This is a genomic window from Castellaniella sp. (assembly GCF_036379515.1).
Taxonomy (GTDB): domain Bacteria; phylum Pseudomonadota; class Gammaproteobacteria; order Burkholderiales; family Burkholderiaceae_B; genus Castellaniella.
Genome location: NZ_DASVGN010000031.1, coordinates 68,204 through 81,350, shown reverse-complemented (window position 1 = coordinate 81,350; position 13,147 = coordinate 68,204). Strand labels below are relative to the sequence as shown.

General features: G+C 60.6%; 12 protein-coding genes and 1 tRNA gene. 6 read left to right on the top strand and 7 right to left on the bottom strand.

Annotated features, from left to right (window positions below; genetic code table 11):
* Positions 1-65: 65 nt before the first annotated feature.
* Both VF285_RS10535 and VF285_RS10530 read right to left on the bottom strand, forming a co-directional pair.
* The gene (locus VF285_RS10535) at positions 66-1,085 is read right to left on the bottom strand and encodes a sensor domain-containing diguanylate cyclase (RefSeq protein ID WP_346952578.1); all 1,020 of its coding nucleotides are present in this window, start codon (positions 1,083-1,085) and stop codon (positions 66-68) included.
* A gap of 48 nt (positions 1,086-1,133) precedes the next feature.
* Complete coding sequence (locus VF285_RS10530; protein WP_346952577.1) at positions 1,134-2,270, bottom strand: metallophosphoesterase; 1,137 nt, start codon at positions 2,268-2,270, stop codon at positions 1,134-1,136.
* 135 nt (positions 2,271-2,405) lie between these two features.
* Here VF285_RS10530 and VF285_RS10525 point away from each other — a divergent pair.
* Positions 2,406-2,479, top strand: a tRNA-Cys gene (locus VF285_RS10525).
* A 129-nt stretch (positions 2,480-2,608) separates the two neighbouring features.
* Here VF285_RS10525 and VF285_RS10520 read toward each other — a convergent pair.
* The 4 genes from VF285_RS10520 to VF285_RS10505 form a co-directional block, all read right to left on the bottom strand.
* The gene (locus tag VF285_RS10520) at positions 2,609-3,808 is read right to left on the bottom strand and encodes an IS256 family transposase (protein WP_346952576.1); all 1,200 of its coding nucleotides are present in this window, start codon (positions 3,806-3,808) and stop codon (positions 2,609-2,611) included.
* Positions 3,809-4,016: 208 nt separating this feature from the next.
* Positions 4,017-4,175, bottom strand: a complete 159-nt coding sequence (locus tag VF285_RS10515; RefSeq protein ID WP_346952575.1) for a hypothetical protein — start codon at positions 4,173-4,175, stop codon at positions 4,017-4,019.
* Positions 4,165-5,559 (bottom strand): anti-CBASS protein Acb1 family protein, encoded by a 1,395-nt coding sequence (locus VF285_RS10510; protein WP_346952704.1) that lies wholly within the window; start codon positions 5,557-5,559, stop codon positions 4,165-4,167. Before VF285_RS10510 ends, VF285_RS10515 begins: the two co-directional genes overlap by 11 nt.
* Before the next feature lie 277 nt (positions 5,560-5,836).
* Positions 5,837-6,775 (bottom strand): LysR family transcriptional regulator, encoded by a 939-nt coding sequence (locus VF285_RS10505; protein WP_346952574.1) that lies wholly within the window; start codon positions 6,773-6,775, stop codon positions 5,837-5,839.
* A gap of 270 nt (positions 6,776-7,045) precedes the next feature.
* On the opposite strand from VF285_RS10505, the gene VF285_RS10500 reads away from it, so the two are divergent.
* The 3 genes from VF285_RS10500 (at position 7,046) to VF285_RS10490 (ending at position 10,337) form a co-directional block, all read left to right on the top strand.
* A complete protein-coding gene (locus VF285_RS10500; protein WP_346952573.1) occupies positions 7,046-8,410 on the top strand; it encodes an MFS transporter in 1,365 nt (454 codons plus the stop codon).
* 11 nt (positions 8,411-8,421) lie between these two features.
* Positions 8,422-9,066: a 3-isopropylmalate dehydratase small subunit gene (gene leuD / locus VF285_RS10495; protein ID WP_346952572.1), complete on the top strand. Its 645-nt coding sequence runs from the start codon at positions 8,422-8,424 to the stop codon at positions 9,064-9,066.
* Positions 9,067-9,209: 143 nt separating this feature from the next.
* Complete coding sequence (locus VF285_RS10490) at positions 9,210-10,337, top strand: NADH:flavin oxidoreductase/NADH oxidase (RefSeq protein ID WP_346952571.1); 1,128 nt, start codon at positions 9,210-9,212, stop codon at positions 10,335-10,337.
* Here VF285_RS10490 and VF285_RS10485 read toward each other — a convergent pair.
* Entirely contained in the window at positions 10,334-11,800 is a 1,467-nt protein-coding gene (locus tag VF285_RS10485) for a M20 family metallopeptidase (protein WP_346952570.1), read from the bottom strand. The genes VF285_RS10490 and VF285_RS10485 overlap by 4 nt on opposite strands.
* Before the next feature lie 141 nt (positions 11,801-11,941).
* Here VF285_RS10485 and VF285_RS10480 point away from each other — a divergent pair, with 141 nt between their 5' ends.
* Complete coding sequence (locus tag VF285_RS10480) at positions 11,942-12,562, top strand: DUF2946 family protein (RefSeq protein WP_346952569.1); 621 nt, start codon at positions 11,942-11,944, stop codon at positions 12,560-12,562.
* On the top strand, positions 12,559-13,146 hold the full coding sequence (locus tag VF285_RS10475; protein ID WP_346952568.1) for an NUDIX hydrolase: 588 nt from the start codon (positions 12,559-12,561) through the stop codon (positions 13,144-13,146). Before VF285_RS10480 ends, VF285_RS10475 begins: the two co-directional genes overlap by 4 nt.
* Position 13,147: the final 1 nt, after the last annotated feature.

The window sequence follows — 13,147 nt, the reverse complement described above, 5'->3', positions numbered from 1 at the left end:
ACTTTGACGATTGCCCTCAAGGCCCCTTTGCCGACCGGATGGAACACCTGACCCGCCAGAAGAAATCACTGACGCCCGACTTTGCGTGCTTTCTTGACCTGGTACATCAGGCTGTCAGCCAGGCGCAATGCGCCTTCAGCATCCACTTCGAGCGGGTCGATCGCGACCACCCCGACGCTGGCACCGCCGTAATCAATGCTGGTCGTACCAATATCGTAGGTTCCAATGCTAGCCTCGGCAAGGCGACACTGCAGCGCCTGATTGGCTGCCTCTGTCGTGGCCTGCTCATAAGGGCCGGGTGCCAAAACCACAAACTCGTCACCCCCCACGCGCCCCAGCAGGTCAGCCGAACGCAAAGTCTCGTGCATGCGCTGCGCTACTTGCGCCAGCAACCGATCACCGGCCAGGTGGCCATACGTATCATTGATGGCCTTGAAGCCATCCAGGTCGATCAGCCCCACCATGACGTTCTGGCCGTCGCGCTTGGCACGGGCGAGCAGCCGGCCAAGCTCGTCTACGACCGCTCGACGATTAGGCAAGCCGGTCAGCACGTCAATCAGCGCTTGATTTGCCAATTGAGCGTTGGCCACACGCAATTTTTCGACCAGGAGCTCACGCTCGACCCACCTGCCAATCAGGTAAGAAAAAAGTTGCAGCAAGGGCTGAGCGCGCTGAGTCAGCGGCTTTCGATCCATGCTTGCGGCGCACAGAGTGCCCAGCAACTCGCCTTCTTGCGTACGCACGGGGACGCTCAGATAGGTTTGAATCCCAAGCGCACGCGCAGCGTCTGAGTCCCCCCAATGCCCGGAGACATCATCGGTGTACGAAAGGTGTTCATCCAGTGCACGCTTGCACAGTGTGTCTCGCCAAGGAACATCAAGGCCTTCCGGGATCTGGAGGGCCTCCTTGTTGAGCGCGAACTGCACATGCTGAATGCCAGCGTCCAGATCGATCGTGGTCAGGTAAGTGGTCTCGAACTTCGTGGCGACACTGAGCGCATCAAGCAACGGACGGGTCAGTTCCTCAACAGACTGCGCGCGAGGCACCGTTTGCAGGACTTCAGAAAGAAAATCTTCATGTTCCATGCCACTTCCCACTAGAGCCAGCCTCCAGAATATCGCGAAAGGATGCCCTCAGCGCCCAGAGTGCAGCACGATCTGCGTGATTTCCGACGGCCGACCCAAGCGAATTGCCAGACCATTCCACAGGCCGGTGCCATTGCTGACATACAGCACCATGGGTCCCACGTGATAGATACCGGAAAGGAACCCGTTGTTGGCACGCTTCACCAGAAGATCCGGCCCGCGGATCTGGCCGCCATGAGTATGACCCGACAACTGCAACGCAATGCCCGCTTGCGCGTTCTGAACCGCATCGCCAGGCCGGTGCTCGAGCAGGATGGTGGTTGTCCCTGGCGGGACACCCGCCAGTGCAGCCGTGAGATCAGGCTTCGGCAGATCAAAGGCTCCGGCCTGCCGATCCGTGAGGCCAGCGACAGCCAAGGTAGCGCCATCGTGCTGGATCAAGACATGCTGATTCTCCAGCATGTGCAAACCCAACGCCCGGTAGGCCACCATCCAGTCGCGATAATCGGCGTAATACTCGTGATTCCCAGGGATCGCCAGCACGCCGTCCGCCGCTGTCAGGTTCTTGAGAGGGCTGACATCCTGTGCACGCTGTGCCGGGGCGCCATCGGCCAGGTCGCCAGTGATGACGATCAGGTTCGGCTTCAGGGCATCGGCACGAGCGACCACGGCGGCCTGCCAGGACTGCGGCAGCAACCGGCTGGCATGCAGATCAGTCAGCTGCACGATGCGATATCCGTCGAAGGCCTGCGGCAAGTTCGGCAGCGTGATGTTTACCGTCTTCACGTCAGGAACTTTGACCGCCTGCCAGACACCCACCGCCGCCAAAACGAGAGCAAGTGCGCCCACGAACCACTGCACCCCGTGCCCCGTCAGGATGACACGCCCCGGTGCGCGCGCCACGATGAACACCAGGCTGCCCACCACGTCACGCAACAACACCAGCATGCCCAGTAGAAGGAATGCACCAAAGGCCCAGGCCAGGACCAACAGGACCGCTTGCGGCAGCTCGGGGGAGGCCAAAGTCCCAAAATAGCGCCCCGTCACCCAGTGATATTCGGCGGCGAGAAACAGCACCAAGGCCAGCAGCACCCGCCCCCCTGCCCCGATGGGCAGCGGCCAGACAAAACGCCAAATAACGTAGAGCCAGACTGCGCCCATGACAATCGATAAATTGCTGCCCATGATCCACCCGTAATGCTGCAAAAAAGCTGCAACGACCTATCTTAGCCTGCGCCGTCCCAATCAGAATGGTGCCATTGCAAAGTATCGTATAATGGCCGACTTGGCTTGACACGCACGGTGGTTGAGCCGCTTGTTGGCGCAATGGCAGAGTGGTTATGCAGCGGATTGCAAATCCGTGTACGTCGGTTCGATTCCGGCTTGCGCCTCCAGGTTTGATGCGGGTTTACAGGCATTTACCGCAACATCGGATTTCCGCAAACGCATATCTTTGATTGTGTCCCCCCCGCGTGGTGTAACTTCGGGCTCAGTAGAGCTCGGGCGGGTTTGCGCTGCGGTTATCAGTTTGCCACGGCCGGCAGGTCGGCGGCAGGGTGATCAAGGATTTCGTTCAGCGCCTCGCGGGGCATGTAACGAGCGCGCTGCACGATCCACTCGTCATTCTGTTCGCACAGGATGGCGCCGACCAGGCGCCGAACCGCCGCCTCGTTGGGGAAGATGCCCACGACCTCGGTGCGGCGTTTGATCTCGTGATTCAGCCGCTCGATGGGGTTGGTGCTGTGCAGCTTGGTGCGGTGCGCGGGCGGGAAGTTCATGTAGGCCAGGACGTCCTCCTCGGCCGTATCCATGAGCGCGGCTAGCTTGGGCACGGAGGGGCGCAGCTGATCGGCCACGCGGCGCCACTGCTCGCGGGCGGCAGCGGCCGTGTCCTGAGCGAAGGTGGTCGCAATGAAGGCGGCGACCACCCGTTTGCCACGCCGGCCGGCGTAGGACAGGGCGTTGCGCATGAAGTGCACGCGGCAGCGCTGCCAGGAGGCTGTGAACACCTTGGAGACGGCCGCCTTGATGCCGCTGTGGTTGTCGGAGATCACGAGCTTCACACCGCGCAGGCCCCGGTGGGCGAGTCCGCGCAGGAACTCCTTCCAGAACACCTCGGCCTCCGAGGCGCCTATGTCCATGCCCAGCACCTCGCGCCGGCCGTCAGCGTTCACGCCCATCGCGACGATCACCGCCACGCTCACGATGCGGCCTTCCTGGCGCGTCTTCACATAGGTGGCATCGATCCACAGGTAGGGCCAGTCGCCCTCGATGGGACGGGTGAGAAAGGCCTGCACGCGCCCGTCGATCTCCTCGCACAGCCGCGAGACCTCGCTCTTGGATAGCCCCGTGCCGCCCATGGCCTGCACCAGGGCGTCCACCGAGCGGGTCGACACCCCCTGGATGTAGGCCTCCTGGATTACGGCGGTCAGCGCCTTCTCGGTCATGCGCCGTGGTTCGAGAAAGCTTGGAAAGTAGCTGCCCTGGCGCAGCTTCTGGATGCGCAGCTCCACGGCTCCGGCGCGGGTCTGCCAGTCCCGCTCACGGTAACCGTTGCGTTGAGCCAGTCGGGCTGGATTCTTCTGCCCATAGTCCGCGCCCGTGCGGGCCTGCACTTCCAGTTCCATCAGTCGCTGGCTGGCAAAACCGATCATCTCGCGCAGCACGTCGGCGTCGGCGCTCTTCTCAAGCAGCCCTTGAAGTTGCATCATGTCGTTGGTCATCGGTGGTTCCTCAGGTTGGGTCAGGTATGCAACCCAAACCCCTAAACCCGAAACACTACCGGTGACCCCAGTTACACCACTGCGAGGGACACAACCCATCCGGATGAACCGGCTTGAGCTTGACCGGCTTACCCGTTGGAGATCGAAGTTTCATGGCAGGCAATAAAAAAGCCAGCGCGTGGCTGGCCCGAGAAGCACAAGAAGACTTTTAGTCAATATCCTTTGGATCGTATCCAAGGACTGCAATGACAAACGGTGGAGTTTCTTTCAACTCTTCGTCATCCGGGTCATCGTCGGAAGCGTTGCGCCAATCCACAGGCTGCGCTTCAGGCCAGCCAAAATGCACATTAGGCAGTTCATTTTCCAATTGCAGCCTCCCATGGGGCGAATACAGCAGGATCGATGTAGCTTTGAAGCGCAACGGTGGGCGTATTTCCTAAAACGGCTGAAACGCGCTTACCGACCTCTTTGGTCAGCTTCTGATACTCCTTCGCGTTCGTGGGTGATGCCATTCCGGCCACCTCCCTCATTGCCGTGGAGGTCCCAACATGCGTGCGGAAATCTTTGGTTTTGAAGTGGCCGCCATCAAGTGAGTGAGAGTAGCCCAGGAGCGTTTTCTCGCTAATGCCTGCGAAGAGCTTCCCTGTGTTACCTGCTCGCTTTTTGCGTTCGATTAGCATGGCTTTCAATGCCTCGTCACGCACTGGAAGATCAAGCTGGATGCCCTTTTTTCCGACGAATGAAAGAGTCACTTCTGACCCTTCTATTTTAACATGCTGGCCTTTTAAAGTCGTTGCCCCATAAGCCTTTTTCGCCGCTTTCGTGTCTGATTCAGACCCCGGGCGGATGCCCATTTTCATGACCAAATCCATGCAATCGGAATTGGCTCTGACCGCCCGATCGGAGGATTGTCGATCCTTCATAACCTGAGCGGCCATTCCATCGTATTCCCTCATCAGCGCACTGATGCGTCCGAATTTTGCAGCGGCTTGAGACTGCTGAAACCGCTGCGAATAGACGTACTGCGCACGCCCCTTGGAATCCTTGCCTACGGCCTGCAGATCGGCCTCTGGGTCTTGGCTGATCCGGACATCGGTCCAAGCCGGCGGCAGCTTTAGCGCCTGGATGTGTGCGGGCCACAATTTGCGGTCATTTCCAGCATCAATGAGCGTCCCAGATTTACTGGCCCGACCACCACTCTTTCCCGCTGACGCTACGCCGCCCCCAGAACCAGCTTCGAACTTGCCGTCCTGATCGCGTGGATGCTTCGATTCCTCGAACTCCGCAGCGTCCTGAGCGGAAGGGGGTTCCTCTTCCTGCGGTTCTTCCTCCAGCGGACTCAACCCTTCCTCATCCGGTCCTTCGCCAGCGTGCGCCATCATGGGCTCAGGCAGTTCCCGCGAGAGATCCAACGCCGCGTACGGGGAATCCTCTTCGGCAGCCAGATGCTCGCGCACTTCGTCAGGCAAGAGCACGCCCGCATCGATGTACACGTTATCGGTATCGGCCTGCGTTTTTCGAATCGTTGCGGCTTCGGTGGGAGCAACAACCTTGAGCGGATTCCAATCGAACGTGATTTCTGGATCGATTTCGCCGAAAATGGATAACTGCACCGCTTCCAGAATCCACTGGATGACTGGCGAGTAAATCTCTTGGTTGGACGCCAACGTATCCTGGAAGACCTCAATCTCGCCTTGGCTTGTAGCATTCAGCCCCGACGGGGTAATGCCGGTCAAGTACACCAACGGTATGGGTGCTGCACGCGATCAATTGGGCCACACATCAGAGCGCACAACACGCAGATACGTGCGTCACAGACTGGGCAAGAAAGTCACCGCCACCCGCTGAAATTATTTCCGCAAAAAATCGGAAAGCCTTTATTCATGCTGGTCTAAAAACGCATTTTTGGTGCCGTTTGCGGAACAACTAAAAATGCTAGAATGGCTTAAACACACGCTTTCCAGGACTTTCGTAGTCGGATTGCAAATCCGTGTACGTCGGTTCGATTCCGGCTTGCGCCTCCAGCGTTTACAAATAATCATTTACCACCAGCCCGCGGCAACGCGCCAAGTGCCGAATCAGCAACTGAGACGGTAGCGGCAATACCCGAAAGCGGCGTGCCACAATGTTCAACGGACGCTTGCCCCACGGCTCCTTCAGCGCAACCATACGCAACGGCATGACACCCAGGTAGGGTTCAACACTGGGCGATGGCAGAATTCCGACGCCCAACCCGGATGCAACCATGTTGCGCACCGCCTCGAAACCCGTCACTTCCATGCGCACACGCAAGGTACGCCCTAGCCGATCGGCGGCAGACGTACACAACTTGTGAATCGACGTGCCATACGTCAAGCTGATGATGTCCTCGTCCAGAATCTCTTCAAAGCGCACGCCCCGGCGCCGTGCAAACCGGTGGTCGGACGGCAGAACCACAACCAGCTGGTCCACCCCATACGTCAGCACATCCAGATCCAAGGCCGGATCAGGGGCGGAAGAACAGATCCCAATGTCAGTCAAACCCGACACGACGGCCTGCACCACCTGATCGCTGGTCTTCTCAACCAGATCAAGACGGATCTGGGGGTTCTCCTGCAAAAAGGACGAGAGATCCCGGGGCAAATACTGAACCATGGCAGTCAGATTGACATGGATGCGCACATGACCCCGTACCCCATTGGCATATTCCGAGAGCTCGTCCGAGATGCGGCGCAGGTGCTCGTCCAGGCGCTTGGCGTGGTGATACAGTGCTTCGCCGGCGGGCGTGGGCCGAACCCCACGGCTGTGCCGATACAGCAGCACCGTTCCAGCGCGCTCCTCCAGAACCGAGATTCGCTTGCTGGCTGCGGACGCCACAATGTGGTTGCGCCGTGCTGCTGCAAAAATGCTGTGCTCTTCGACCGCTGCGAGAAACACCTGCAGGGACTCGAGGTCAAATGAGATCGGGTTCCGCTCCTTCTGACTCATCCACACGCCTCCCGTGAGCTGACGCCGCTTCCAGGCATCGTAGAAAACGATGCCTGGCGTGAAGATCCATCAATATTCAAATCCCGCCCGGTTCCGTAATATTTATCCCGTCGCAGGGGTCATCGGCCGCTTTGGGCTGATGCACGAGCCTGTGCGGCAACCGTGACGTCAAGACTGTTGCGTGTATCGGACGATACACCAAACGCACAGGAGCGAGCTGCACGTCCTGCGTCGGCACGAAATACAAACAATACTATTCAGGAGACACACATGATAGAGGAATCGGCTATCGCAGCGCCTTCGGGGCGCTGGCACGATGGCCTGACCCGCAAGCACTGGCAGGTGCTGCAGGCGGGCTTCCTGGGCTGGATATTCGACGGCTACGAAGCCATGGCGATCATCGTCGTGCTCGGCCCGATGATGCACTCCATTCTGACCCCGACGCAGGCTGCCTCCACCAGCATCTATGCGGGCGGCGTGATCGGCATCACCCTGCTGGGATGGGGACTGGGCGGCATCGTCGGCGGCGTGCTGGCCGATTACATCGGGCGCAAGCGCATGATGATGTGGTCGATTTTCCTGTATGCCATGTTCTCCGGGTTGACCGTCTTCGCAAATGGGTTCCTGGTTCTGTGTGCACTGCGGTTCCTGACGGGGCTGGCGATGGGCAGTGAATGGGGAACCGGCGTCGCGTTGGTGTCGGAGACCTGGCCGGACCGGGCGCGCGCCAAAGGCCTGGGGTTCTTGCACTCCGGCTTCGGTTGGGGAACCCTGGTAGCCGCCGTCATCTGGTACGCCCTGTCCTCGATTCACCCACTGGGCCAGGAAACCTGGCGCCTGATCTTCGCTGTGGGCGCACTTCCCGCTCTGGGGGTGCTTTATCTCCGACGCGGACTGGATGAATCCGAACAATGGAAGCAGGCCGTGCGGGAAAAGCGCTGGAACGCGACGAGCAATAAAGCCCGGCAAAGCTCCGCGACACAGAAATCCGCCGATAACGACAAGCGCCCATTCACGCTGAAGCTGCTGTTCACAGAGCCGACAGCGCTGCGGCGAACTGTCCTGACCATGATCCTGTCGGCCGTCACCACAGTGGGTTGGTGGGCCATCTCAAGCTGGCTGTTGACCTACACCGTGACGCTCGGCAAAGCAGAAGGCGTCGCAGACCCTGCAGCATGGGGCTCCCGCGTATCGATTACCTATACCATCGGCGCCATCGTGGCCTACATGCTCTCGGGCTTCATCATCGACCTCCTGGGGCGCAGGCTCTTCATGTGCCTGACTTTCCTCGGTTCGTTGCTGGTCACCGTCGCAACCTACAAGCTGACCAGCACGGTCGAGGGGATGGCCATCCTCGCACCCATCAATGGCTTCTTCACACTGGGCTGCGCTTTTGCGTGGATGGCAATCTACCCGGTGGAACTATTTACTCCCACCGTACGTACATCAGCAATCAGCATGATATTCAACGGCGCACGGTTGATCGCCTGGGTATTCCCCATTATTGCAGGCACCCTGATCAAATCTTTCGGCGGCATCCCCAACACCGCACTGACCATGGGCTCCGTCTACCTGCTTGGGATCCTGCTGCCCTGGTTCCTGCCCGAGACCACAGGCAAGAAACTGCCGGAATAAAGGCCACCACCATGCAAGCCTTCGCCACGCACAAGGGGGTGGTGGCCCCCCTGGACCGCGAGAATGTCGACACCGACCTCATCATCCCGAAGCAGTTCATGAAATCCATCCGGCGCTCCGGGTTCGGTGCCAACCTGTTCGACGAGCTACGCTACCTGGACCACGGCGAGCCGGGCATGGACAACAGCAAACGTCCAATCAATCCACACTTCATGTTGAACCAGGCCCGGTATCAACAGGCCTCGATTCTTTTGGGCCGACGAAACTTCGGCTGCGGCTCCAGCCGTGAGCATGCGCCCTGGGCCCTGCAGCAGTATGGATTCAGAGTCCTGGTCGCTCAGTCCTACGCCGATATTTTCTCCAACAACTGCGTGAAGAACGGCCTGCTGCCCATCACGCTGCCCGAGGAAATCGTCGATAACCTCTTCCAAACCGTGGCCAGCACCCCCGGGTACTCGTTGACCGTGGATCTCACCCAGCAGACCGTGTCGGCGCCGGATGGAGAGGTCTGGAAATTCGAGATCGACAGTTATCGGCGCGAAGTCCTGCTTCAGGGCCTGGACGAAATCGGCCAGACCTTGATGCACGCCGACGAGATCCGTGCCTTCGAGGCTCGGCACTTCGCCAGCCACCCCTGGCTGCTCACCCCACACTAGCCAAGCTCGAGACCAGGGCTCCGCTTTGGCACCCTGCTACGTCAGGCCCTGGATTCGTTGCAAAGCCCAAGCCCAAGCCCAAGCCGAATGCCGTCGCTTTTGCTGATAATGTAGAGCCTTGGCTTTTTCGGATGGTACTGCGGATGACAACACCCACCCTCTTCACTCCCCTTCATCTTGGCTCGCTGCAGCTGGACAATCGCATCGTCATCAGCCCGATGTGCCAATACAGCGCTCAAGACGGTTCGGCCAGCAGCTGGCACCGCACGCATCTGGGCAACCTGTCACTGAGCGGTGCGGGCATGCTGCTGCTCGAAGCCACGGCCGTGGAAGCCATTGGGCGAATCACACCCGGGTGCCTCGGACTGTACTCGGACGACAACGAAGGCGCACTGGGGCAGGTGCTCGAAGAAGTACGTGCCTGGAGCAACATCCCGATTGGCGTGCAACTCAACCACGCGGGCCGCAAAGCCTCGTGCCAGGTGCCCTGGAAAGGCGGAATGCTGCTCCACCCGCAAGAAGGTGGCTGGGTGCCTGCAGCGCCCTCGGCGGTCGCCCCACACAACGGTGATCCGGCCCCTCATGCACTGACTCACGCAGACATGGCGCGTATCCGGTCCTGCTTCGTCAGCAGTGCACAGCGAGCCAAGCGGCTTGGGCTCGACGCCATCCAGTTGCACGGCGCACACGGCTACCTGATGCACCAGTTCCTGTCACCGATCTCGAACCAGCGCGACGACCTCTACGGAGGCTCGCTGGAGAACCGGCTACGCTACCCGCTAGAAATCTACGACGCCGTGCGTCAGGTTTGGCCCGACAAGCCCCTGGGCATCCGGGTGTCGGCCACCGACTGGGTGGACGGCGGCTGGGACCTGGACCAGACCGTGGCGCTGGCGCAAGCGCTCAAGGGAAAAGGATGCGATTGGATCGACGTCTCGACGGGTGGACTCTCGCCCCAACAAAAGATCTCGCCGCACCCGTCGTTCCAGGTCCCGTTTGCACAACGTGTCCGCAAAGCGTCAGGCCTCACGACAGGTGGGGTAGGCCTCATCACCAGCGCCAGGCAGGCAGATGACATCATCCGTTCGGGCCAGGCCGACATGATCTCGATTGCACGGGCTATTCTGTGGGACCCCCGCTGGCCCTGGCACGCGGCCGAAGAATTGGGCGCACAGGTTACGGCGGCCCCACAGTACTGGCGCAGCCTGCCACACGGCGCGCACCCCGTATTCCGTGATGAAATCCCGGGCCAAGGCCAGAGCAATTCTTAGGGCAAGGCGGCAATGACCTGCGCCACGCACGCCGTCAGGCGCTTGGCGTAGGGCACATGCAAGAACTCGTTGGGCCCGTGCGCGTTCGATTTGGGCCCCAGTACGCCGCAAATCATGAACTGCGACTTCGGAAACCCCTGCTGCAACAGATTCATGAGCGGGATGGTTCCGCCCTCGCCCATAAAGCCGCAGGCGGCACCAAAGTGCTGCTGAGAGGCCCGCTCCAGGGCCACACCCAGCCACGGCGCCGTTTGCGGCGCATTCCAGCCATTGGCCATACCCACGTCAGGCCGGAAGGTAACCTTCGCCCGATAAGGCGCATCCTGTTCCAAAAGTGATTTCAATGACTGCGCCGCCTTGGCCGCATCCACCAAAGGAGGCAGCCGCAACGACAGCTTGAACGCCGTGCGCGGGCGCAGCACGTTGCCGGCACTGGCCAAAGGCGGCAGACCCTCGGCACCCGTGATTGACAGCGCCGGGCGCCAGGTGCGGTTCAGGGTAGCCTGCTCGGGGTCGGTCGTCATGGGCAGAACCAGGCCGCCGTCAGTGCTGCAGCTCCAGGGAAAACGTCGCCAGACTTCATCACCCAGGATGCGAGCTGCCGCGCGCACCTGTTCGACTCGTTCAGCGGGTATCTCGCAGTGAAACTGTGACGGCAGCACACGACCTGTCTTGCTGTCCTCCAGACGATCCAGCACCTGCCGCATGACGCGGAACGTAGACGGCACCACGCCACTGGCATCCCCGGAGTGCACTCCTTCATCCAGCACCTGTACATCGAGCGTGCCGGTCACCAGCCCGCGAAGCGAAGCCGTCATCCAGAGCTGATCGTAATTTCCTGCACCCGAATCCAGGCAGACTACCAGGGCGACCTGCCCCATGCGCTCACGCAGGGAATCGACGTAGGGCAGAAGATCGTAACTGCCCGATTCTTCACAGGTTTCAATCAGACCGATGCAGCGCGGGCGTGGGACTCCCTGGCGATCCAAGGCCAACACGGCCGTCAACGACGCGTACGCTGCATAGCCGTCATCCGCCCCGCCCCGGCCAAAAAGCTTGCCATCCAGGTACTTGGGGGTCCAGGGACCCAGGCCGGTACGCCAGCCTGAAAACTCGGGCTGCTTGTCCAGGTGACCGTACATCAGTACAGCCTCGCCAGAGTCTGGCCGCGTGGCCGGTGCCTCGAAATAGATGACCGGTGTACGCCCTGGCAAGCGCAGGATTTCCACCGTAAGGCCCTGCACCGCCTGCGCCTGCAACCACCCCACCGCATTGAGTACGACCTGATCAATGTACCCGTGCGCCACCCAATCGGCGTCGAAAGCCGGGCTCTTGGCCGGAATGGCAATATAGTCAGTCAGAGCGGGTACGATTTCGTCGTCCCATTTTTCATCGATGAAGGCTTGCAAGGCCACGCCGTCAGGCTGGGGACGGTGAGCGGCGGAGGCATGAGGTGAATCCATGAGGCATCCTGTGAGTCGGCGCGTTGGCGTTGGCATACTTTTGATTCTACGCCCGGGGGCGTCGCCTAAAATGGCGGACAGGGCGTTGCACGCATCCCCCAAATGCAGGCGGATCACTTCCCCGAGACGCGAGGTCTTCTGATGGATGAACAAGTTCTGGCCGCCATGGTCCGCTGGCCGCATGTACCGGACGTCTATGGCTGGCTGTCGCTCTCGCCGCGCGGAATCTGGCACCTGCATCCCGGTGGTCACGGGACCAGGCTCGACAACGTCGGCGAACCCATCACCAGCCCTCAGATCAATGCCTTCATCGGCCGAAACTACACCGCCGATTCGGCAGGCCGCTGGTACTTTCAGAATGGCCCGCAAAGAGTCTACGTACGGCTGGACGCCGCTCCCTGGATACTCCGGACCACGCCCGATGCAGCCGGAATCCTATGCCTGGCCACCCACACAGGAACGGCCTTCGGCTCGATCACACACTGGTGGCTGGACGAACAAGGCCGCCTGTACGCCCAGTCGGTCCTAGGTGTCGGGATGGTGGACGGTCGAGACCTCCCTCAGTTGCTGGAGCACCTGCATACGCCTCATGGTTCCCTGCTGAATGCGCTGGAGCACAGCACCGCTCAAGGAACCGAGGCGCTCGACGTCGGCCTCGAAGGGGAGCCCCTTGTACCCTGGAACTCGCTCCCGGCGGAGCGCATACGGGAGTCCTCAGGATTCATCCCGAATCCCCAACCAGACGCTAAAATTCCCGCATGACCTCCCCTGCCCCCTCCTTCTATCACCCCGCGCCCCGTGCGCAGCAGTTCTGCTCCCAGTGCGGCCATGCGCTGTCGCACGAAGTCCCGCCCGACGACAACCGGGTACGTGATCTCTGCAAGCACTGCGGCGCAGTGCACTACCAGAATCCGCGCAATGTCGTAGGAGTGGTCCCTATCTGGCATGATCAGGTCTTGCTCTGCCGCCGGGCCATCGAACCTCGATACGGCAAGTGGACACTCCCGGCCGGCTTCATGGAACTGGGCGAAACGACGGAACAAGGGGCCGCGCGCGAGAACCAGGAAGAATCCGGGGCCCGCATCCGCATTCAATCACTACTCACCGTGATCGACGTGCCGTCCGTCAACCAGGTGCACCTGTACTATCTTGCAGAAGTGTTGGACCCGACGCTTGATCCCGGGCCCGAGACCCTGGAAGCCGCCTTCTTCAAACTGGACGCGATCCCCTGGCAAGAGCTGTCATTCCGCTCCGTCAGCACGACGCTGGAACACTATTTGCAGGACAGGCCCGGCGGCCGCTTCCCTACCCATCACTACGCGATCGATCTGCGGTTTCCAGACTGAC

What these genes read in the sequence shown, in the direction of transcription:
- VF285_RS10475 (WP_346952568.1), top strand. Translation starts at nt 12,559, where the DNA reads ATGACCTCCCCTGCCCCCTCCTTCTATCACCCCGCGCCCCGTGCGCAG.
- VF285_RS10480 (WP_346952569.1), top strand. Translation starts at nt 11,942, where the DNA reads ATGGATGAACAAGTTCTGGCCGCCATGGTCCGCTGGCCGCATGTACCG.
- VF285_RS10485 (WP_346952570.1), bottom strand. Translation starts at nt 11,800, where the DNA reads ATGGATTCACCTCATGCCTCCGCCGCTCACCGTCCCCAGCCTGACGGC.
- VF285_RS10530 (WP_346952577.1), bottom strand. Translation starts at nt 2,270, where the DNA reads ATGGGCAGCAATTTATCGATTGTCATGGGCGCAGTCTGGCTCTACGTT.
- VF285_RS10520 (WP_346952576.1), bottom strand. Translation starts at nt 3,808, where the DNA reads ATGACCAACGACATGATGCAACTTCAAGGGCTGCTTGAGAAGAGCGCC.
- VF285_RS10490 (WP_346952571.1), top strand. Translation starts at nt 9,210, where the DNA reads ATGACAACACCCACCCTCTTCACTCCCCTTCATCTTGGCTCGCTGCAG.
- VF285_RS10505 (WP_346952574.1), bottom strand. Translation starts at nt 6,775, where the DNA reads ATGAGTCAGAAGGAGCGGAACCCGATCTCATTTGACCTCGAGTCCCTG.
- leuD (WP_346952572.1), top strand. Translation starts at nt 8,422, where the DNA reads ATGCAAGCCTTCGCCACGCACAAGGGGGTGGTGGCCCCCCTGGACCGC.
- VF285_RS10535 (WP_346952578.1), bottom strand. Translation starts at nt 1,085, where the DNA reads ATGGAACATGAAGATTTTCTTTCTGAAGTCCTGCAAACGGTGCCTCGC.
- VF285_RS10500 (WP_346952573.1), top strand. Translation starts at nt 7,046, where the DNA reads ATGATAGAGGAATCGGCTATCGCAGCGCCTTCGGGGCGCTGGCACGAT.